The sequence below is a fragment of the Aurantiacibacter atlanticus genome, assembly GCF_001077815.2.
GTDB lineage: Bacteria > Pseudomonadota > Alphaproteobacteria > Sphingomonadales > Sphingomonadaceae > Alteraurantiacibacter > Alteraurantiacibacter atlanticus.
In genome coordinates this window covers 866,669-886,611 of sequence record NZ_CP011310.1, presented here as the reverse complement: position 1 = coordinate 886,611, position 19,943 = coordinate 866,669, and the positions used below count along the sequence as shown (strand labels likewise).

Genomic DNA, 19,943 nt, shown 5'->3' with positions numbered 1-19,943 from the left:
CGCCCGTTCGCATTTACCGAACTCCCATGTTAGACAATGAAAATGAACAGACTTCGGGAAGGAATATAATGAGCAGATATCGCTTTGATCCGGATCTCGCCGTGCAGATCCTGGAAAAGGTCGGGTTGGCTGTCGTCATCCTGATTGTCACCTGGCTGCTCGCCAAAGCTGCGAAATGGGCTTTCGCCAAGCTGGTAGACAATGTCTCATTCCTCCAGCGAGCAACGTCCAGCGGCGAAAGCCTCGGCTTGCAACTGGGCAAGATCGTTTCCCTCCTTATCTGGCTATTCGGCCTGCTGGCTGTGTTGCAGGTGTTTGATCTTGGCGGCGTAATGCGGCCGGTCACGACTTTGCTGGATTCGATCATGGGCTTTGTGCCCAATCTGATCGGTGCGGCGCTGATCTTCTTTATCGGCCTTATGGTGGCGCGGATCCTGCGCGATCTGACCGTCACCGCCTTGCAGACCGTCGATTTCGACAAATGGGCGAACAGGGGCGGCGTCGATAATGTCACCGGCAATGCCACCATCAGCCGGACCATTGGCGTGATCGTCTATGTCCTCGTCATCATCCCGGTCGCGATCATGGCGCTCGAAGCATTGAACCTGGAATCCATTTCGGCACCTGCAAGCGATATGCTGCAACTGATCTTCGATGCCATTCCGCGCATCATCGGTGCGGCGATCCTGCTTGGGCTGGGCTATCTTATCAGCCGCTTCGTGGTGGATATATTGAAGCAATTGCTGGCTGGTCTCGGCGTTGACCGTTCTCTGGCGGAAAGCGGCCTCCTGCCCGATGGAACGCATGCGTCCAGCATCATTGCCCGCGTAGCACAGGTGGCTATTATCCTGTTTTTCGCCATTGCGGCGACACGGCTGCTGGCCTTTCCTGAACTCACCGCCATCCTCAACGAAGTGCTCGAACTCGGCAGCCGCGTGATTTTTGGTGCGGTAGTGATCGGCTTCGGCTTCCTGCTGGCAAATCTTCTTGAACGCGTGCTTGCTGGCACTGGCGGCAGCGCAGCCGGGCAGATTGTCAAATGGGCGACGATCATCCTCTTCACCTTCATGGGGCTTAACTTCACCGGCGTTGGCGAAGTCATCACCGGAACCGCCTTCACCGCAATGGTGGTGGGTGCATCGGTCGCCGGTGCGCTGGCCTTTGGCCTGGGTGGGCGTGAATGGGCGGCGCGCAAGCTGGAACAGCTTGACCGGAAAATGGACGATGCGTCCTCCAGCGCAACGGCACATGTCGCCCCCACTGCCGACCCAGAGGATCTGCCCCCTGGCGCATAGGCGAATTGGGTGTCCGGTCTTTACGACGGACATTGAATGAAGTTACGGGGCGCAGAGCCATGATACTGCGCCCCGCCTTCATTTCGGACGCCGAAAGCCTCGCCCATTTGGGCCGATCCAGTTTTTGTGCCGCCTTCGAACATCTCTATCGCCCGCAAGATCTCTCGGTCTTTCTGGAAGAGGCCTATAGCGCCAGCGCTATTACCGCAGAGATTGAGAATCCGGAGATCACCCATCGGCTAGCGCAGGATGACGATGGCGGGCCGCTGACCGGATTTATCAAAGTCAGGCAACCAAGCGGTTATGCCGAACATTCCGACGCTGCCAATCCACTTGGGCTCGGCCAGCTTTATTGTGACCCTGCCCGGATCGGCGAAGGAATAGGCGCAGCTCTGATCGATTGGGCATTGGACGACGCTCGGCAACGCGGTTGCGATGCAATCCAGCTATCAGTGTGGAGTGGAAATGTCGCCGCGCAGCGATTTTACCAACGCTATGGCTTTGCGAAAATTGCCGATATCGATTTCTGGGTTGGCGAGCAGCGCGACGATGAACTTCTGTATGAATTGATACTTTAGGGGCGATTTGCGCAACCGGATTAAGCCGCCATTAGCTCTTTTTGGGCACATTTGTCTCAATGTCACAGGTCGCATATATCCTTCCCCAATGCCCCAGCCCGGCTTCCCGGCTGACCGATGAATTTATCAATGATCCGGGCATCAAGAGCATTCTTGCCAGCGTGCGCGAGCATATCGGCGTGGAAATCGCCTTCGTTTCCCGCTATATTGAGGATGCCAAGCGCGAACTCACCCATGTCAGCAGCGATCATGACCTGCATATGGGGCCGGGCTTTCAGGAGCCGCGAGAGAATTCTTATTGCTGGCATATCCTGCAAGGCAGTCTGCCGGAGTTGATCCCCGACCCGGCTGATTTTCCGCTGGCCAAAGACCTTTCGATTACCAAGTCTCTGCCCGTGGGCTGTCACATAAGCACGCCGCTGCGGCTGGCAGACGGAACGGTCTGGGGTAGTTTTTGCGCGATGGGTCACCACCCGGACCACACGCTCAATATGCGGGATCTCGCGATTCTGAAGAGTTTTGCCAGCCTTGTAACGGAACGTATCGAGAGCGCTCTTGAAAAAGACGTCAGCCGCCCAGAGGCGCGCGCGCTGGTCGAATCCATGCTTGATGGGCATGGCGTTTCTACTTTCCAGCAGCCCATCATCTCGCTTGAGACGGGCAAACCTGTGGGTGTGGAGTGCCTTTCCCGCTTCCCTGATCTGACGAAGCGCGGCCCTGATGCATGGTTTGAAGATGCCGAACTGGTCGGCCTTGGCAAGGAATTGGAACTGACTGCCGTTTCCTGCGCACTCGATACCGTCGCGCACCTGCCAGAAGGCGTCTATGCAACGATCAATGTGTCACCGGCAACAGTGGCATCTGGTGCACTGCGCAAGTTGCTTCAGGATACCCCCACCGCCAGTCTGGTGATCGAAATTACCGAGCATTGCCAAGCCAATGATCTTTCGAAGTTGGCGCGCGAAATCGCCGCTATCAAGCCTTATGCGCGCATCGCGCTCAAAAAAGACGTCGGTATAGGCTATGCAGGCCTGCGCCACATCGTCGATTTGCAACCCGATATCCTGAAGATGGATATGGTTCTAACGCGGGGAATTGAGGGCGATCCAGCGTGCAAGGCAATGACAGCGGCACTTGTACATCTGGCGCATGAATTGAATTGCGAACTGATTGCCGAGGGAATTGAAACCGAGGGCGAAGAAAAGATCATGCGCGAATTGGGCGTCGATTGCGGGCAGGGATATTATTATGCCCGCCCGCTTCCGATCGTTGCGGCACAGCGCTTCCTTCTGGATCGCGGTGCCCAACCTCGATAATTCGGGTTTGCGCCCTCAGTTTTCGCCTCGTAGAGCGTCCTGCTGTTCGCGCGTCATTTCCTGTGCTGCATAGATATCGCCGCCTTTGATCTGCAATTCCATGCGACGGTGATCGTTTTCCCTGTAGGTCGCCTCTGCGCGTTCGATCTCTTCTTCGCTGAGACCAACATTCTCCAACGCCATAAGGGCCATGCGAAGGGCCGATTCGCTTACCTCGCGCATCACATATTCGACCGGGCTATTTGCAAGATCTATGATGGAACGCCTGTCAAAACCGCGCACATAGATCGTCGCCTGCGGAAAGGCATCATGCACTGATGTGATCAATTGCGTGTCGGGCACTTCATCGGTGCAGAACATGATCAGCTGCGCATCACCAGCCCCAGCTTGTCGCAGCAGGTCGAGCCGCCTTCCATCACCAAAATAGACCTTGCTGCCGAAATCTTCGGCGAGATCAATCTGCGCAGTTTTCCGCTCGACAATCGTGAGCGCCAGACCGGCGACCTGCAAGGTATTGGCAACGCTCTGCCCGAACCGGCCATATCCGATGATGACTGCGCTTGCACTCTCATCCACTGGCTCTTCGCGGGTTTCCTCTGTGCCACCCGGTTCCTGCCGTATGCGACGCGTGGCCATCATCAGGAAAGGCGTGGCAGCCATCGACAAGGTGACGACGGCCCCGAAAATGCTGACAGATTCAGGCGCAATCAGCAATGCGGACCGTGCCTGCGCATAGAGCACAAAGGCAAATTCGCCGCCCTGACTAAGCAACAGGCCCAACGCCAGGGCAGCGCGCCAACGCATCTTCATCAACAGGCCAAGCCCCATGATGATTGCGGTCTTCACCAAAATAAGAAGAACTGCAAAACCGATCACGAAGAAGGGATTCTGGGCTACCGCGTTCAGATCGAGCATCATGCCGACCGCAAGGAAAAAGAGGCCCAGAAGAATGGAGCGGAAAGGCTCGATATCGGCCTCCAACTCGTGCCGGTAAGGGGTATCGGCCAGCATGACACCGGCGATAAATGCGCCCAATGCAGCCGACAGGCCGAGCGATTGCATCACCACCGCACTGGCAATAACCGTAAACAATGCGGCGACGATAAACAGCTCGCGTTCGCCCAATCCCCCGATCAGGCGAAACAGTGGTCGGATCAGCAGACGACCAGCAATGATCAGCCCGGCAATCGCGCCCAGCGTAATCAGCCCGAGAAGCCAGCCGGAATGGCCCGTTTCCTGCGCGGGATTGCGGCTCATCGCAGAAATGATGGTAATCAGCGGGATGATCGAGAGGTCCTGAAATAACAGGATGGCAAAGGCGCGCTCACCAAGCGGGGTGCGCAGCCGCCCCGCTGACTGCAGCAAGGGCAGTACTTGCGCGGTGGAAGACAGGCCAAGTGGCAGGCCGATCGCAAGCGCGGCTTCAAATGTATAACCTGCCAGCGCCAGAATCGTAGCGGTTACCGCCAGTCCGCAGGCCGCTACCTGCGCCAATCCCATCCCGAAAATGGCACTTTTCATGCGCCACAATCGCGCTGGGCTGAGTTCCAGGCCGACCACAAACAGCAGCATTACGATGCCCAGTTCGGCAATTCCGGCCATTTGCTCGGCGTTGCCAACCAACCCCAGCATATGCGGACCCAGCAAGGCCCCAGCCACCAGATAGCCAAGTGTCGCCCCTAGCCCCGCGCGCCGGAAAGCAAGCACCGCCACCAATGCAAAACCCAGCATCAGTAGGATGTCACCCAGCATTGGTCCGGCATGTTCTTCCATCGCTCAGGCCTCCAGCCGGGTGAAAAAGGTGATCACAGCCATTTCCATTTCCAGAACAGCAACAGCTGGCCGACCAGAATCAGGCCGCACAGACCTGCGACAATCCAGAAGCCATATGCATCCTCCACACCAGGCATGCCGCCCACATTGATCCCCATCAGTCCGGTGATGAAACCCAAAGGCAGGAAGATACCGGCAACAATAGTCAGCATGTAGGTTGCAGATTCGCTGCTGGCGAGACTGCGCGCGCGCAATTCGTCCTGCAGCACCAGCGCGCTTTCCTTGCTGATGTCGATATCGTCGAGATAGCGGCGCAAGCGAGCGATACTTTCCACGATCTCACGCCGGTCATGATCTTCAAACCATGCTGGTGCATCGCGGTTTATCTGTTCGAGCGCTTCGTGCTGAGGCGCCATGTGCCGTTTGAGCGCCAGACAATTGCGCCGGATTGTCGAAATCTGTTCGAGCAATTTTTCCGGCTCTTCTTCGATATCGGCGTCTTCCAGCTCGTCGATCTTGTCATTCATATCGATCATCGACTGGTTCATGCGGATGACGAGGCGCTCAACAATCTGGACAATTGCGCTGCCTGCATCGACCGGGCCTCTGCCGTCATCAAGCAGCGCGATGATGTCACGCGGGGTCTGCATCGGCAATTTACGCAAGGTAATCAATCGGTTGCCATCGCACCATAATTGCAGGGAGATCATGTCTTCTGGTTGGGCGGAGGGGTTGAAATTGATCCCGCGAAGGGTGGCAACAAGGGCATCGCCTTCGCGCAAGGCGCGTGGCCGTGTGGAATCGGAAACCAGCATTACCGCTGTTGCAGCCGGGACACCAAGCACATCAACCAGCCAGGTCTTCATTTCCGGCACATTACGGCGAAGGTGTGCCCATAGGACTTCACCGGGTGCGGAGGGCGTCCAGTCGTCCACATCTGCCCGATTGATGGAATAGCCGCCGCCCTTCCCGTCAAGCACCCTGGCGAAGATCAACGGATCAGTGCCTTCGGTCGCGTCTGTAATGTTCTGTTCGAGCATAATTGCACCCTGCACTATTCGATTTCTCCTGTCATTGCCCCTTCACACGCCAGCGTCTATATCGGCGGACATGTCAGCTGATGCCATTTCCGCAGTGCGCCCGTGGCGCATGATCGATCGCCGCAAGTCACGCCAGATCATGGTGGGCAATGTGCCTGTTGGCGGCGATGCTCCGATCACCGTGCAGACCATGACCAACACGCCGACCGAGGATGTGGCTGCCACGATTGACCAGATCCGCCGGTGTGAGGATGCGGGCGCTGATATCATTCGCGTTTCATGCCCCACGGCTGAGTCAACAGCGCATTTCGACAAGATCACACGGGCATCCGCCATTCCCATCGTGGCCGACATCCATTTCCACTACAAACGCGCGCTGGAAGCGGCAGACAAGGGTGCTGCCTGCCTGCGCATCAATCCCGGCAATATCGGCAGTAGCGAGCGTGTGGCCGAAGTGGTTCGCGCCGCAAAGGCCAATGGCTGCGCAATACGCATTGGCGTAAACGCTGGCAGCCTCGAAAAGGACTTGCTCGAAAAATACGGAGAGCCTTGCCCCGAAGCGCTCGTGGAAAGCGCGCTTGATCATATCAAGCTGCTGCAAGACCATGACTTTCACGATTACAAGGTCGCGGTGAAAGCGAGCGACGTTTTCCTAGCCGTTGCTGCTTATCAGGGCCTTGCAGAGACGGTCGATTGCCCACTCCACCTCGGCATTACAGAGGCTGGCGGATTGATCGGCGGCACGGTAAAAAGTTCTATCGGCATCGGCAATCTGCTGTGGGCCGGCATTGGTGATACGATCCGCGTGTCGCTTTCAGCGCAGCCTGAAGAAGAAGTGCGCGTCGGTTTCGAGATCCTCAAGTCACTTGGCCTGCGTACGCGTGGTGTCCGCGTGGTGTCCTGCCCATCATGCGCGCGCCAGGGATTTGATGTTATCAAGACAGTGCAGGCGCTGGAAGAACGCCTGCAACATATCAAGACCCCGCTTTCGCTTTCGGTTCTGGGTTGCGTGGTCAATGGCCCCGGCGAAGCGCGCGAAACAGACATCGGCATCACCGGTGGCGGCGCGGGCAAGCACATGGTCTATCTATCGGGCGTGACCGATCATCATGTCGAAAGCGCAGACATGCTCGATCATATCGTGACGCTGGTCGAAGCCAAGGCGGCCGAGATTGAATCCGACATGATCGATGCAGGCGCGGCAGATAGTGTCCCGGCGTGAAGCTTGCTCCACGTCGTTCACCACGCCGATTACATGGCCCCGCCACCCACTAGCGGCACCTTCAAATTCGACAAATATCAACTTGTCATGACGGCGCTGCGGCACAGCGGCTTCGCCATTACAGAACATGCGCCACATCCGATGCCGCGAAGCTGGCTGGAAGCCATCCATTGCCCTGATTATGTCGAGCAGGTCTTCACCGCCAATGTCCCCCGCGAGAAGGAACGACGCATCGGCTTCCCCGTAACTGCGCATATCGCCAACCGTGTGCGGCACACCAATGGCGGGACATGGCTCGCTGCCAAACTTGCCATGCAGCACGGTTTTGCCGCTAATAGCGCAGCGGGCAGCCATCACGCGTTGCATGATACGGGCGCCGGCTACTGCGTCTTCAACGATCTCGCCGTCACCGCGAATCGCCTTGTGGCAGAAGGCGATGCGCGGCGTGTGCTGATCATCGATTGCGATGTGCATCAGGGCGATGGCACCGCCAGTCTCCTGGCTGGACGCGAAGACGTTTTTACCCTGTCCTTTCATGCGGAGAAGAACTTCCCTGTTCGCAAGGCCCGCTCCACCCTCGATGTGGCGTTGCCTGACGGGATGGCCGATGCTGATTATCTAGAAGTGCTCGAAACGCATTTACCCCGCGTGATGAACAGGTTTTTACCCGATATTGTGCTTTATCAGGCGGGGGTCGATCCGCATGTGAATGACAAGCTTGGCCGGCTCTCTCTTAGCGATGATGGATTGGTAGCACGCGATCGCTATGTCCTTGGCGAAGCGCGAAAAAGGGGTTTGGCATTGGCTAGCGCGCTGGGCGGGGGATATGGGAGGGATCAGTCCGAGGTAGCAGCGCGTCACGCACGCACGATGCTCGCCATGGCCTATCCGCAGGCCGATATTGCGATGCTGAAAAAGGGTCAGGCGGCCTTTACCGGGGTTTAAGATCACTCCGTTAGACTTCGAAACCATGGATATCCGCATACCTTTGGCCGGCGTGCTGGTCGCTGGCGGTCTGCTTGGCCTCGCCATGCCGATGATCGCCGATGATGATGCCGCGCAGGGCTCTGTTGCCGATGGCGCGCAGGTAGATGGACATGGCGATGGTGAAACGCTGGCAATGGTGGGCAGTGGCGCAGGCTCTGCCACTTGGGCCACGGAAACCGTGCTTGATCGCGCATCGGACGGCCATTTCTATGCCGATGTTGTGGTCGATGGCACCACCGCACGCATGATGGTCGATACAGGCGCAAGCGTGATCGCGCTGACCGGTGAAGACGCGGCAGCTATGGGTCTTTACTGGGATGCCAGCGAAGTCGGCCCTGTGGCGCGGGGTGCCAGCGGTGCTGTCCACGGTGTGCAGACGCGACTTAACCGCGTGACAGTAGGCAATTTCGAAGCGCATGACGTGGAGGCGCTCATCATTCCTGAGGGGCTTGGCATTTCGCTTCTGGGCCAGTCTTTTCTTTCCACTGTGCAATCGGTTGAAATCGCGGATGACCGCATGATGCTGGAAAGCTGACCGACATGAACATGAGCAGCCTTCTACCTCGGCGCTGGCGCAGCAAGCTTGAAGCCACGCGCCATGCAGAGGCGATTACCGGGATCCTCCAGACACCGCCCATCGCCGCAAGGCAGGATGGCGTGGTGCTGTTTTCCATGATCGGAACGGCGGTATTGCTGCCCTATCTGGTCGCGGTCAAAAGCCTCCATCACGAATTGGATCGGGGACGCATTGCCATTCTTGATGACGGAACGCTGACCGCGCAGGACAAGGCTATTCTGGCGCATCATTGCAGCGATCCCGAAATCATGCGGATTCAAGATGTAGTGCTCGGAGAATTTCCGAAAGGCGGCACATGGGAACGCCTGCTCACTATTCTTGACCGGCGCGGCGGTGAATACTGGATCCAGCTCGATAGTGACACGGTGACGCTAGGCCCTGTGCCCGATGTGGTCGATGCCATTGCCCGCAATCGCAGCTTCCTGTTTCTGGGCGAAGCTGAATCCTCCATCGGTCCGCTGCCACTGCCGGAATTCCTCCAGCAATTTTACCCCGAAGGCGCGAAGGACTCGCATGTGCAATCACGCATCGAATCCGGCTTTGACCGGATCGATACTGCGCGCGGCTGGGAATATGTGCGCGGATGTTCCGGATTTGCGGGCTTTGCGGCACTGGGTGCAGGCCGCCGACTGGCCTCCGTTTTTCTTGCCGAGATGAAAGCCATCATTGGCGAGCATGACGTGAGCATCTGGGGCACCGAGCAGGTCACGTCGAACTTTCTCCTGTCCAACGAAACCTCGCTATTGATACTGCCCTATGATCGCTATCTCAATTACTGGCGAGAGGCGTGGGACGATGATGCAAGGTTCGTGCATTTCGTGGGGACGCATCGTCACCATGATGATGCCTATATCCGCGCCAGCCTTCAGGCGATTGCTAATTTGTCTGGTTAAGTGGCCTTCCAGACGCCGATAGAAACACCCCTGCAGAAGGGTAGCGCCTTGCTGAGAGCGCGAAAAGGGGCACGAAAGAGACAATGCGCTTCATTCAGATGCAAGTGAGCGCGCTTCTTTACCGGTCCAGCTAAAGAGCCGGGGTTTTGTATGGACTTTGTTCAACTTAGATCGTGTATGCAAGAGTAATGAACCGTCGCCAGCTTCTCACTTCGTCCCTTGCCGCAAGCGCTGCATTGGCTACGCCTGCACGTATTTTCGCCAAGGCTGCGCCCGATCCGCGTACGCGCCGCCTGCTCGATGTGGCCGCACGCGAAGTGGCACGGCATGGCAATACGCTATGGCGCAGCGATGTTGTCGGCCTTGCCGATTATGGCCTTCATTCAAGCCTGCCACGTTTCCATTTCGTCAATCTCGAAGCGGGCACTGCGGATAGTGTGCTGGTCAGCCATGGCAGCGGCTCCGATCCGGAACATGATGGCTGGCTCAACGGATATTCCAACCTTCACGATAGCTGGGCAACCAGCCGCGGGGCGTATATCACTTGGGAATGGTATGAAGGGCGATATGGCACGTCTGTTCGCCTGGGCGGGCTCGATCAGGATAATTCCAATGCCTTTCCGCGCGCCATCGTGATGCACGCCGCATCCTATTCCACGCCGGAACATGTCGCACGCTGGGGCCGGCTTGGCCGCTCCAACGGCTGCTTTGCTTTTGCGCCCGACATATTCCCACAGGCATTGGTCCGGCTTGCCGGCGGGCGATTGCTGTTCGCCGATACGCTGGGCATCGGACCGTCTGGCGCGGATATTGCCCGGCCCGCGCAGGAGCCGGTCGATTTCCATCGTCTGGCTGCAAATAACCACGCGCGTGAGCAAGGCGCTCTTGCTTCGGCGGAGCAACAAAGCGCGCTGGAGCGTGCGTATATGGAAGCCAACCCCGGCTTACAGACCGATCTCGATCGGTAGGTCTTAACCCTTCACCTCAGCTTACCGTGGTGCGGGCATCTTCCACAATCTCGATCACTTCTTCGTCGCTTTCGCGCGCGCGATTGCCGACCCGCGGCGCATCCAGCGCGGCCAGCACCGGTGCATCGCGATCGTAAATGTCATCAAAGGTGCGCAGATTGCCGTCGATATCCACGCCCATGGTGAAATAGGTGATGTAGACCGGCATCGTGCGTTCGACCGGAACACGGGTATATTCGCCACTGGTCGAGATGCTGACAACTTCATCGCGCGATGCGCCCTGACCCAGAATCGCCACCGTCATCGCCAGTTCCAGTGCTCTTTCCACGCGGATGCAGCCGTGGCTGCGGGCGCGGTTATCGCTGTTGAACAGGCCACGCGCAGGCGTATCATGCAGGAAAATGGCGTGCGGATTAGGCATGTCGAGCTTCATCATGCCAAGGGAGTTGTCGGGGCCGGGCTGCTGGACGACAGTGACCCAGCCATTGTTGCCGCGCGTGGCAGTATAGCCATTTGCACGCGCCCAGTTCGAGTTGTTGAGGACACGGTTGCCCAGCCCTTCGCCTCGCACAATGCTTTGTGGCACTGTCCAGGTCGGGTTGAACACCACGCCTTCCACCGTTTCGGCCAATTGCGGCGTCGCGGTGCGTCCCGGCGCGCCGACAATGGTGCGATAAGACCGGATAATCTGGTTGTTCACCGTCAGCCGCAGCTGGTATTCGGGCACATTGGTAATCAGATACTGCGCGCCAAGATCGCGCGCCAGCCAGCGCCAGCGATCCATATTAGCGCGGATGATCCTGCGACGTTGCGTATCGCTCTCCGGCGTGGCGGCCAGTGCTTCGCGCAGGGCGGCATAATCGGGATGGGTCGGGTTAAGCGATCCCAGCACCCGTGCAATTTCGCCCGTTTCAAGCGCCTCTGTCATGAGCGCGCCTGTCGCCAAAACATCAGCATCGGGATCCACAACGAACCACTGGCGGCGCGATTCCATTGGCGTGCGTCCGTCGCGCAAATCTTCTGCCAGCCATGCGAAAGCTTCGCTGGCCAGGGCATCCAGTTCCTCACCCGGTCCACGAGCGATCTCGGCGCGCAATTGATCGGCATGGTAATCGGCCGGATCGAGGCCCTCAGCGCCGATATTCTCGATCACCTCCACGAGTGCATCGGCATGGGCCAGTGGCCATTGCATCATTTCCACAATACGTGGATCGGCCTGCACTACCTCGCCGGACTGGAAGCCGGGGATCTCCTGGACCCGATCCGGTGCATCATCATGCACCGGTTCCTCCTGGAAAATTTCCGGCCTCAGATCCTGCGGTACGGTGACTTGCGTATCGGAAGCCTCGACAGAATCATCATCCTGCAGGATGTCCTGCGCGGACATGGTCTGGGACATGCCGGGGGCAGCAAGAGTTGCGGACATGGCAATAACGCCAAAGGCACCGGCAATACGCATCAGTTTCGTGTTCCTGTTCATCAAGGGCAAGCTTAAATAGTGCCGATTTAGCCCAAGTCTATCAAGCATTCGCGCTTTCACGGGCCTGAACCGGCATCGTTCACCGTTAATCCAAGGTGACGGCCAGGGATTGGGCTTCTACAGGACGCAGAGATGCAACCAGCCCATCGCCTGTGGATGCCTTTCCTTGTCGCGCTTGCCGGAGTGGGCCTGCTGTCGCTGATGGACGCGCTGATGAAGAATGCGGCCCTGGTGGCCGGCGTTTACAGCGCATCCTTGTTACGCTCTCTGTTTGCTGCCGTGGTTGTCGCGCCATTCTGGCTTGGCGGTGGATTCACCTGGCCGCGCGGGCGCATTCTGCGTCTGCATATCGAACGCGGCATCGTGTCTGCCGTGATGGCACTGTCCTTCTTCTATGCGCTGACCAAGCTGCCCATCGCCGAAGCCATCGCGATCAGTTTTGTCGCCCCTCTGCTCGCGCTCTATTTCGCGCATCTGTTGCTGGGAGAAAGCATCTCGCGCTCAGCCATCTGGGCATCGCTGGTGGGGCTTGCGGGAACGCTGGTCATTGTCAGCGGACGGCTTGGCCACAGCGATTTTGACGAAGGCGCTGCGCTGGGGCTTGCCTCGCTGTTCTTTTCCGCTGTGCTTTACGCCTATAATTTCGTCGTGATGCGGCGCCAGTCACAGCTTGCCGGGCCGCTGGAAGTGGCGACATTTCACTCTGGCGTGGGCGGATTGGTGCAATTGCTGGCCGCGCCCTTCTTCTTTGCAATGCCCGCTATGCCGGAGCTGGGGACCATCGGCATGGCTGCCATTCTCACCGTAACTGCTTCCATGATGCTTGCCTGGGCCTATGCCCGCGCGCAGGCGCAGGTGCTGGTCCCGGTGGAATATACCGGCTTCCTTTGGGCTGCGCTGTTCGGCTGGATGTTCTTTCAGGAAGTTGTCACAGGGCCGACAATCATCGGCGTGGTGCTGATAGTTGTCGCCTGCTGGATCGCAGCGCCCAAGGCACGGCGCAAGCGCAAGGCCCTGTCCGATCCTGCCAGCTAAACCGGTTGCGCCCGCTTGGTCAGCACCTCTTCTTCAGGCTCTTCGCTAAACCAGTCCGAACCCTGCCAGATCAGCCCCGCAGCAGCGCCGAGGAAAGCTGCCACGACCAGGGCAATCAGCATGACGAACACGCCCAAGGGTGCTTTTTTGCCCTGTGGATTTCCCAATGCCATCGACCAATCCTTTATTGCAGAAATGCGTAACAAAATTGCCTGCAGCGCCAATATTGGCCCGCCCACTTGACGTGCCGCCGCCAAACGCGCAGGTCGCGCCAAAACATGACCCTCTCCTCGCATCAGGAGGGGTGATTACGCAACCGTTAAACAGGAAACCCAGCACATGACCCAGGTTGGCGCCAACTCGCTCAACACGCGCAAGACACTCGACGTGAATGGCAAGGAATATGCCTATTATTCCTTGCATGCCGCGGCAGAGAAATTTGGCGATGTCAGCCGTCTGCCCCATTCGATGAAAGTGCTGCTGGAAAATATGCTGCGTTTCGAGGATGAAGGCTTCACTGTCGGTGAAGATCACGTCCGCGCCATCGTGGACTGGCAGAAGAACCCCGCGACCGGCAACGAAATCCAGTATCGCCCTGCACGCGTGCTGTTGCAGGATTTCACCGGCGTGCCTTGCGTGGTCGATCTGGCTGCAATGCGCGATGCGATCGGCAAGCTGGGGGGCGATACAGCCAAGATCAATCCGCAAGTGCCCGTCAACCTCGTCATCGATCACTCTGTGATGGTCGATGAATTCGGCCACCCCAAGGCATTTGAAAACAACATGGCCCTCGAATATGAGCGGAATGCGGAACGGTATGACTTCCTTAAATGGGGTGCAAAGAGCCTGAAGAACTTCTCTGCTGTGCCGCCGGGCACTGGCATCTGCCACCAGGTTAACCTCGAACACATCGGCCGTGGTGTGTGGTCGAGCGAGGATCAGGATGGCCAGCTCGTCGCCTATCCCGATACCTGCGTCGGCACCGACAGCCATACCACTATGATCAACGGCCTTGGCGTGCTGGGCTGGGGCGTTGGCGGGATTGAGGCAGAGGCCGCCATGCTCGGCCAGCCGATTTCCATGCTGATCCCCGAAGTCGTTGGCTTCCGCCTCGATGGCCGCATGGCCGAAGGCGTGACCGCAACCGATCTGGTGCTGACCTGCGTGCAGATGCTGCGTGAACATGGCGTGGTTGGCCGCTTCGTCGAGTTTTATGGCCCAGGCGTCGCAAATCTCAGCCTCGCAGACCGTGCCACTATCGCCAATATGGCGCCCGAATATGGCGCAACCTGCGGCTTTTTCGGCATTGACGACAAGACGCTGGAATATCTGCGTCTGACGGGCCGCGAAGAAGAAACGATAGCCCTGGTCGAAGCCTACGCCCGGGAACAGGACATGTGGTTTACACCCGAAGCCGAACCAATCTTCTCCAGCACGCTACAACTCGACATGGACGCTGTCGTCCCCAGCCTTGCCGGTCCCAAGCGCCCGCAGGACAAGGTCGCGCTGCCGATGGTGGGCGAACTGTTCAACAATGATCTCAAGGACGTCTATTCCAAATCTGAGCCAGAACGCGTGGCGGTGGAAGGCAAGGATCACGATGTTGGCGATGGCGATGTCGTGATTGCCGCGATTACCAGCTGCACCAACACCTCCAATCCCGATGTGCTGATCGCCGCTGGCCTTGTCGCCAGGAAGGCGCGCGCCAAGGGCCTGATGCCCAAGCCGTGGGTCAAGACCAGCCTTGCACCCGGATCGCAGGTGGTCACGGATTATCTCGTAAAAAGCGGATTGCAGTCTGATCTCGATGCCATCGGTTTTGATCTGGTCGGCTATGGTTGCACCACCTGTATCGGCAATTCCGGTCCGCTTGCTCCGCCGATCAGCGCAGCAATCAACAATAACGATATCGTTGCCGCCAGCGTCCTTTCGGGCAATCGCAATTTCGAAGGGCGCGTGTCACCCGATGTCCGTGCAAACTTCCTCGCCAGCCCGCCGCTTGTGGTTGCCTACGCCCTGAAAGGCACTGTTACGCAGGACATTACCACTACGCCAATCGGGCAGGACCAGAATGGCCAGGACGTGATGTTGGCCGATATCTGGCCCAGCAATCAGGAAATCGCAGAAAACCGCGCCGCCAATATCGATCGCTCGATGTTCGAGAACCGCTACGCCGATGTCTACAAGGGTGATGAGCATTGGCAGGCGATCAAAGTCGATGCGTCCGACACGTATAATTGGAACCCATCCAGCACCTATGTCGCCAACCCGCCCTATTTCGATGGCATGGGGATGGAACCTGATCCGGTGCAGGATATCGTCGGGGCAAAGCCGCTCGCTGTGCTGGGTGACAGCGTCACGACCGACCACATCAGCCCGGCAGGCTCAATCAAGGAAGACAGCCCTGCCGGCTCCTATCTTGTGGACCATCAGGTGCCGAAGAAGGATTTCAACTCCTACGGTTCGCGCCGTGGCAATCACGAAGTCATGATGCGCGGCACCTTTGCCAATATCCGCATCAAGAATGAAATGGTGCCGGGTATCGAGGGCGGCTTCACCACCTATAATGGCGAGACCATGCCGATTTACGACGCGGCGATGAAACATCAGGCGGACGGTACGCCGCTGGTGGTTGTCGGCGGCAAGGAATATGGCACCGGTTCCAGCCGCGATTGGGCAGCCAAGGGCACGATCCTGTTGGGCGTGCGTGCGGTAATTGTGGAAAGCTATGAGCGTATTCACCGCTCCAACCTCATCGGCATGGGCGTCTTGCCCCTGCAATTTGCCGACGGTGACACGCGCAACACGCTCGGCCTGACCGGCGATGACAGCTTCTCGATCCTCGGTCTCGGCAACCTTTCGCCGCAGCAGGATGTGAGCGTGGAAGTCACCCGCGCGAATGGTGAGACATTCAACTTCACCGCGAAATGCCGCATCGATACCGCGAATGAAATGGAATATTACCGCAATGGCGGCATCCTCCATTACGTGCTGCGCAAGCTCGCATCGTAGCGACATTCAAAACACACAAAAAAAAGGGCGGCCTCTTGCGGGGCCGCCCTTTTTTTGCCGTTTTCCGCAGCCTAGCTGACTTCAGGCTGCTTTCCGCCATCATCGCTGAAGCGACGGCGGCGGCGGATGAGAACCGCGCCAGCGCCAGCGCCAAACAGCAACAGCATGCCCGGAGCAGGAACCGGCGTACCCGAAGTCGTCGTGCCGCTGGTAGTGGTTCCGCTGGTCGTCGTACCCGAACTGGTCGAGGTTGACGTACTGGTGGATGTGCTTGTCGAGGTAGAGATATCCCCCGAGCTCGAAGTGCTGGTCGAAGTGCTCACATCACCGGAGGTCGAACTTGAACTTGATGTGGATGAGGATGTGGAGCTTGAAGAGCTTACATCACCGGAGGATGACGAACTGACATCGCCCGAAGTGGAGGATGTGCTCGTCACTGTGCCGGACGTCGTCGTGCTGGTGATCGCACCCGTGCTGGTCGAAGTGGAAGACCCGCCCGACGAAGTGGAGGATGACACATCACCCGAAGAACCGCCGCTCGAAGTCGAGCTGGATGTCGAACCGCCCGAAGTCGATGTTGATGATCCAGTCGAGGAATTGTCGATATCGATGATGATATCGCCGCTCGTCCCTTCGCCGCCTGTTGTCGTGGTCGTGCTCATGTCGACAACCGCACTGGCGCTGCCGCCACCACCGCTGCCGCCAAAGAAGCCGCCGAAGAAGCCGCCGCCAAATCCTCCCGAACCGCCGATCACAACGGGCTGGCTACTGCCACTGGCGCGGAGAGGCGCAGCGGGAAGCGGGGGAAGTGGAAGAGGAACCCCGGCGAGATCATACTCTGCCTCTTCCTCGCAGCATTCACGTTCAATCGTGCGGCGCAAACGGCGCTGGGCACGCGGCGTCGGCATGGGTGCCGGGCGCTGTGTCTTCACGTCCACCAATTGTTGTGGTGCGGCATCCTTGTCCGATTTGTAACGGACGACGGAGGTCTGCGATTCTGCAACATGCACCGCCCCCCCGATCAAAGTGCCCGCGCCTGCAACTGCGGCGCTCAGTTTCGCAATGGCCATGCGTACCGACATGCGTAATCTCTCTTGATCCTTCGCGAAATCAGCCTGCAGCCCCCGTAATGGCACCGACGGCTTTTTCCGCGTCCTGCCAACAAGACCCACAAGGGCTGTCGCGGCAATGGCGTTAACCATGAATTGAGCCATTGAGAGGCTAGGAATTCGGCCATTTTTGCGCGATTCCGGCAGTCTGTCCCACAATGGAACCGAAACCGCCGCCCATCCTACGCTTCAGACTGCTGCGTCAGCTATTTGTCCGCGTCAAACAGGCCGTCCTGCTGCCCGCGCGGAGGGGAAAGGCCAAGGTGATTCCATCCGCGATCATTCAGGCAGCGTCCGCGTGCCGTGCGTGCCACCAGTCCAAGCTGAATCAGATAAGGCTCGATCACCTCTTCCACCGTATCGCGCGGCTCGGCGAGGCCCGCCGCCAGGGTTTCCACCCCGACAGGGCCGCCCTTATAAATGTCGGCAATCATGGTGAGATAACGCCGGTCCATCGCATCAAGGCCAAGCGCATCGATCTCCAGCCGGATAAGCGCCTCGTCAGCCACTTGCGCAGTGACGGCATCGACGCCCTTCACCTGCGCAAAATCGCGCACCCGGCGCAGCAGCCGCCCCGCCACACGCGGGGTGCCGCGCGAACGCCGCGCGATCTCGCCTGCGCCCGTCGGGTCCATCGGCATGCCCAACAGCCGCGCACCGCGTGTCACCACCTCGGTCAATTCGTCCTGCGTGTAGAATATCAGCCGCACCGGAATGCCGAACCGGTCGCGCAAGGGTGTTGTGAGCAGGCCTTGCCGCGTGGTTGCGCCCACCAATGTAAAAGGCGGCAGATCGATCCGCACACTGCGCGCCGATGGCCCTTCACCAATGATAAGGTCGAGCGCGCGGTCTTCCATTGCGGGATAAAGCACTTCCTCGACTACCGGATTGAGCCGGTGAATCTCGTCGATGAACAGGACGTCATGCGGCTCAAGATTGGTGAGCAGCGCGGCCAGATCGCCCGCCTTGGCAATCACGGGACCAGAAGTTGCGCGAAAGCCCACGCCCATTTCGCGTGCCACAATTTGTGCCAGCGTCGTCTTGCCAAGTCCGGGTGGACCGAAGAACAGCACATGATCCATCGCCTCGGACCGGCCCCGCGCCGCCTCTATAAAGACGCGCAAATTCTCCCGCGCCGCTTCCTGCCCGATAAATTCGCCAAGCGATTTCGGACGCAGCGCCGCGTCCGGATCTTCCGGCTGGCGCTCTGGGGAAAGATCAGGAGTGGATGCCATTAAAACGGGTTCACCGTATATCCTTGCTGTTGCAGCATGGCATGAGCAGTCATGGCGGACAGGGCCATTTCCGCACCGTCGATCAGGTCTCCGCGTGATACCCCTTGCCCTGTCGCGCTCTGGCCGCAGATGATGAAGCGAACGCCATGCCCGATCATCTCGCGCACCATATCGCCGCTGGCATTGGGGCCGTCCTCACCTTCGCGCGCTGCCAGAGCCTCATCCGTCAGCATATCGAGCACAGCGGGTCCATGAACCACCAGGGCGACGCGCATATCGGCAGGGTCAACGCCATTGGCGGCGTGCATATTGATGAAACGCGCGGCGATTTCAAAGCCACCATTGCGCGCGCCACCTCCTGCGCGCTCTGCCACGTCAAAACTGTGCGCGATTTCGGTGTGGGCCGGAAATGGTTCAATATCATCAACCGCAATATGCGGGCCAAAGGTCTCGAACACCGGACCGGCAGCGAAATCTGCCGGATAATCCTGCGCGGCTGCAGGTGTGGCCAGGGCAATCATTATAATGGGTATCGCAAAACGAACCATCGCTTCATCTTCTTTCATAATCATCGCAGGGTTCGCATGTCCGCTCACCCCGCAGCCTTCTTAAGCGCCACACGGATCAAATCACTTTCGCCCGCATCCGCGCCCAGTTCTTCCTGCGCGCATGCCACGGCCTGCGCGGCGATGGCGGGTTTGAAGCCGAGATTCTGCAGCGCGCTGACGGCATCCGCGCTCGCCCCGCCAGTCGGTGATATTGCCGCTGCGCCCGCGGTGCCGCCGCCCGGCAGCGCCCCTGCCTTGTCTTTCAACTCATTGACGATGCGCCCTGCCAGCTTCGGCCCCACGCCGTTTGCGCGCGCCACGCTGGCAGCGTCTCCGCCGGCGCAGGCATCACGCAATTCGCCGGTGGACAGCGCGGAAAGGATGGCCAGCGCGACCTTGCTGCCCACGCCCTGCACATTGGTCAGCAGGCGGAACCAGTCGCGCTCTCCCGCTTCGGCAAAGCCCAGCAGGCGCATGTCATTCTCACTCACCTGCAAATCGGTGTAGAGCGTGCATGTATCCCCCGCTCCGCCCAGCGCGACCAGCGTCTTGGCCGAACAATGGACTAGGTAGCCCACGCCGGAAACGTCAATTACCGCCCAATCCGTGCCGGTTTCGTCGAGCTTGCCTGTCAGCTTTGCGATCATGATCTGTTCCTGCCCGTCAGCGCGCTATTTTGCCAGTGCCAAGCTGCATTTGTCCGCAAACCGGCCACCGCCGCGATGAAGGTGACACAGGTGACAGGGTGTAACCCTGCGCCTGCGCACAGTAAATGCCCGCTGGAACAATAGCTTGCGGCTCCACAGTTGCTCTGCCGGCAGGGTGACACCTTGCGCACGGAAAATTTGCATCGGGAGAGATCGGGGCACAACATG

The 19,943-nt window shown here is 58.8% G+C and carries 19 protein-coding genes; 11 read left to right on the top strand and 8 right to left on the bottom strand.

Annotated elements, in window-relative coordinates; all coding sequences use genetic code 11:
- Positions 1-68: 68 nt before the first annotated feature.
- Genes CP97_RS04320 through CP97_RS04310 form a run of 3 tightly spaced genes read left to right on the top strand, consistent with a single transcriptional unit; the run spans position 69 to position 3,189 of the window.
- Positions 69-1,295, top strand: a complete 1,227-nt coding sequence (locus CP97_RS04320; protein WP_063612500.1) for a mechanosensitive ion channel — start codon at positions 69-71, stop codon at positions 1,293-1,295.
- 59 nt (positions 1,296-1,354) lie between these two features.
- Positions 1,355-1,873 (top strand): GNAT family N-acetyltransferase, encoded by a 519-nt coding sequence (locus CP97_RS04315; protein ID WP_048884942.1) that lies wholly within the window; start codon positions 1,355-1,357, stop codon positions 1,871-1,873.
- 59 nt (positions 1,874-1,932) lie between these two features.
- Positions 1,933-3,189: a sensor domain-containing phosphodiesterase gene (locus tag CP97_RS04310; RefSeq protein WP_048884941.1), complete on the top strand. Its 1,257-nt coding sequence runs from the start codon at positions 1,933-1,935 to the stop codon at positions 3,187-3,189.
- 15 nt (positions 3,190-3,204) lie between these two features.
- Here CP97_RS04310 and CP97_RS04305 read toward each other — a convergent pair whose 3' ends face one another.
- Together CP97_RS04305 and CP97_RS04300 are read right to left on the bottom strand one after the other, a co-directional pair.
- Complete coding sequence (locus CP97_RS04305) at positions 3,205-4,962, bottom strand: cation:proton antiporter domain-containing protein (protein WP_048884940.1); 1,758 nt, start codon at positions 4,960-4,962, stop codon at positions 3,205-3,207.
- Between the two features lie 32 nt (positions 4,963-4,994).
- A complete protein-coding gene (locus tag CP97_RS04300; RefSeq protein WP_048884939.1) occupies positions 4,995-6,002 on the bottom strand; it encodes a zinc transporter ZntB in 1,008 nt (335 codons plus the stop codon).
- Positions 6,003-6,087: 85 nt separating this feature from the next.
- Between CP97_RS04300 and ispG the strand changes: the two genes are divergently transcribed.
- The 5 genes from ispG (at position 6,088) to CP97_RS04275 (ending at position 10,649) form a co-directional block, all read left to right on the top strand.
- Positions 6,088-7,224 carry a flavodoxin-dependent (E)-4-hydroxy-3-methylbut-2-enyl-diphosphate synthase gene (gene ispG / locus CP97_RS04295; protein WP_048886712.1) on the top strand — a complete coding sequence of 379 codons (1,137 nt, stop codon included), beginning with the start codon at positions 6,088-6,090 and terminating at the stop codon, positions 7,222-7,224.
- Between the two features lie 3 nt (positions 7,225-7,227).
- Positions 7,228-8,169 (top strand): histone deacetylase family protein, encoded by a 942-nt coding sequence (locus tag CP97_RS04290; RefSeq protein WP_048884938.1) that lies wholly within the window; start codon positions 7,228-7,230, stop codon positions 8,167-8,169.
- A 25-nt stretch (positions 8,170-8,194) separates the two neighbouring features.
- Positions 8,195-8,746 carry a retropepsin-like aspartic protease family protein gene (locus tag CP97_RS04285; RefSeq protein ID WP_053106536.1) on the top strand — a complete coding sequence of 184 codons (552 nt, stop codon included), beginning with the start codon at positions 8,195-8,197 and terminating at the stop codon, positions 8,744-8,746.
- Positions 8,747-8,751: 5 nt separating this feature from the next.
- Positions 8,752-9,681, top strand: coding sequence for a hypothetical protein (locus CP97_RS04280; RefSeq protein WP_048884937.1), 930 nt, complete (start codon positions 8,752-8,754; stop codon positions 9,679-9,681).
- A gap of 188 nt (positions 9,682-9,869) precedes the next feature.
- Complete coding sequence (locus tag CP97_RS04275) at positions 9,870-10,649, top strand: murein L,D-transpeptidase catalytic domain-containing protein (RefSeq protein WP_063612355.1); 780 nt, start codon at positions 9,870-9,872, stop codon at positions 10,647-10,649.
- 16 nt (positions 10,650-10,665) lie between these two features.
- On the opposite strand, the gene CP97_RS04270 is transcribed toward CP97_RS04275, so the two are convergent.
- Positions 10,666-12,108 carry a L,D-transpeptidase family protein gene (locus CP97_RS04270; protein ID WP_227819666.1) on the bottom strand — a complete coding sequence of 481 codons (1,443 nt, stop codon included), beginning with the start codon at positions 12,106-12,108 and terminating at the stop codon, positions 10,666-10,668.
- Positions 12,109-12,261: 153 nt separating this feature from the next.
- Between CP97_RS04270 and CP97_RS04265 the strand changes: the two genes are divergently transcribed.
- Complete coding sequence (locus tag CP97_RS04265) at positions 12,262-13,164, top strand: DMT family transporter (RefSeq protein ID WP_048884936.1); 903 nt, start codon at positions 12,262-12,264, stop codon at positions 13,162-13,164.
- On the opposite strand, the gene CP97_RS16280 is transcribed toward CP97_RS04265, so the two are convergent.
- Positions 13,161-13,337 carry a hypothetical protein gene (locus CP97_RS16280; RefSeq protein ID WP_161485436.1) on the bottom strand — a complete coding sequence of 59 codons (177 nt, stop codon included), beginning with the start codon at positions 13,335-13,337 and terminating at the stop codon, positions 13,161-13,163. The two genes, CP97_RS04265 and CP97_RS16280, sit on opposite strands and share 4 nt — an antisense overlap.
- Positions 13,338-13,503: 166 nt before the next feature.
- On the opposite strand from CP97_RS16280, the gene acnA reads away from it, so the two are divergent.
- The gene (acnA, locus tag CP97_RS04255; protein WP_048884934.1) at positions 13,504-16,176 is read left to right on the top strand and encodes an aconitate hydratase AcnA; all 2,673 of its coding nucleotides are present in this window, start codon (positions 13,504-13,506) and stop codon (positions 16,174-16,176) included.
- 71 nt (positions 16,177-16,247) lie between these two features.
- Here the strand turns inward: acnA and CP97_RS16470 are convergent, their stop codons facing one another.
- Entirely contained in the window at positions 16,248-16,343 is a 96-nt protein-coding gene (locus CP97_RS16470; protein ID WP_227819665.1) for a hypothetical protein, read from the bottom strand.
- Here CP97_RS16470 and CP97_RS16465 point away from each other — a divergent pair.
- On the top strand, positions 16,342-17,151 hold the full coding sequence (locus tag CP97_RS16465) for a hypothetical protein (protein WP_048884933.1): 810 nt from the start codon (positions 16,342-16,344) through the stop codon (positions 17,149-17,151). The genes CP97_RS16470 and CP97_RS16465 overlap by 2 nt on opposite strands.
- A gap of 340 nt (positions 17,152-17,491) precedes the next feature.
- Here CP97_RS16465 and ruvB read toward each other — a convergent pair whose 3' ends face one another.
- Genes ruvB through ruvA form a run of 3 tightly spaced genes read right to left on the bottom strand, consistent with a single transcriptional unit; the run spans position 17,492 to position 19,715 of the window.
- Positions 17,492-18,520: a Holliday junction branch migration DNA helicase RuvB gene (gene ruvB, locus CP97_RS04245; protein ID WP_048884932.1), complete on the bottom strand. Its 1,029-nt coding sequence runs from the start codon at positions 18,518-18,520 to the stop codon at positions 17,492-17,494.
- Positions 18,520-19,092 (bottom strand): DsrE family protein, encoded by a 573-nt coding sequence (locus CP97_RS04240; RefSeq protein ID WP_227819664.1) that lies wholly within the window; start codon positions 19,090-19,092, stop codon positions 18,520-18,522. The genes ruvB and CP97_RS04240 overlap by 1 nt, the downstream gene beginning before the upstream one ends.
- Positions 19,093-19,112: 20 nt before the next feature.
- Positions 19,113-19,715: a Holliday junction branch migration protein RuvA gene (gene ruvA, locus CP97_RS04235; protein WP_048884931.1), complete on the bottom strand. Its 603-nt coding sequence runs from the start codon at positions 19,713-19,715 to the stop codon at positions 19,113-19,115.
- Positions 19,716-19,943: the final 228 nt, after the last annotated feature.

Bases quoted from the DNA above. Each gene is read 5' to 3' on its own strand.
- ruvA (WP_048884931.1), bottom strand. From the start codon at position 19,715: ATGATCGCAAAGCTGACAGGCAAGCTCGACGAAACCGGCACGGATTGG.
- CP97_RS04275 (WP_063612355.1), top strand. From the start codon at position 9,870: ATGAACCGTCGCCAGCTTCTCACTTCGTCCCTTGCCGCAAGCGCTGCA.
- CP97_RS04305 (WP_048884940.1), bottom strand. From the start codon at position 4,962: ATGGAAGAACATGCCGGACCAATGCTGGGTGACATCCTACTGATGCTG.
- acnA (WP_048884934.1), top strand. From the start codon at position 13,504: ATGACCCAGGTTGGCGCCAACTCGCTCAACACGCGCAAGACACTCGAC.
- CP97_RS04270 (WP_227819666.1), bottom strand. From the start codon at position 12,108: ATGCGTATTGCCGGTGCCTTTGGCGTTATTGCCATGTCCGCAACTCTT.
- CP97_RS04315 (WP_048884942.1), top strand. From the start codon at position 1,355: ATGATACTGCGCCCCGCCTTCATTTCGGACGCCGAAAGCCTCGCCCAT.
- CP97_RS04285 (WP_053106536.1), top strand. From the start codon at position 8,195: ATGGATATCCGCATACCTTTGGCCGGCGTGCTGGTCGCTGGCGGTCTG.
- CP97_RS04240 (WP_227819664.1), bottom strand. From the start codon at position 19,092: ATGATTATGAAAGAAGATGAAGCGATGGTTCGTTTTGCGATACCCATT.
- CP97_RS16470 (WP_227819665.1), bottom strand. From the start codon at position 16,343: ATGCTGTTGCTGTTTGGCGCTGGCGCTGGCGCGGTTCTCATCCGCCGC.
- CP97_RS16465 (WP_048884933.1), top strand. From the start codon at position 16,342: ATGCCCGGAGCAGGAACCGGCGTACCCGAAGTCGTCGTGCCGCTGGTA.
- CP97_RS16280 (WP_161485436.1), bottom strand. From the start codon at position 13,337: ATGGCATTGGGAAATCCACAGGGCAAAAAAGCACCCTTGGGCGTGTTC.
- CP97_RS04310 (WP_048884941.1), top strand. From the start codon at position 1,933: ATGTCACAGGTCGCATATATCCTTCCCCAATGCCCCAGCCCGGCTTCC.
- ruvB (WP_048884932.1), bottom strand. From the start codon at position 18,520: ATGGCATCCACTCCTGATCTTTCCCCAGAGCGCCAGCCGGAAGATCCG.
- CP97_RS04280 (WP_048884937.1), top strand. From the start codon at position 8,752: ATGAACATGAGCAGCCTTCTACCTCGGCGCTGGCGCAGCAAGCTTGAA.
- CP97_RS04320 (WP_063612500.1), top strand. From the start codon at position 69: ATGAGCAGATATCGCTTTGATCCGGATCTCGCCGTGCAGATCCTGGAA.
- CP97_RS04300 (WP_048884939.1), bottom strand. From the start codon at position 6,002: ATGCTCGAACAGAACATTACAGACGCGACCGAAGGCACTGATCCGTTG.
- CP97_RS04265 (WP_048884936.1), top strand. From the start codon at position 12,262: ATGCAACCAGCCCATCGCCTGTGGATGCCTTTCCTTGTCGCGCTTGCC.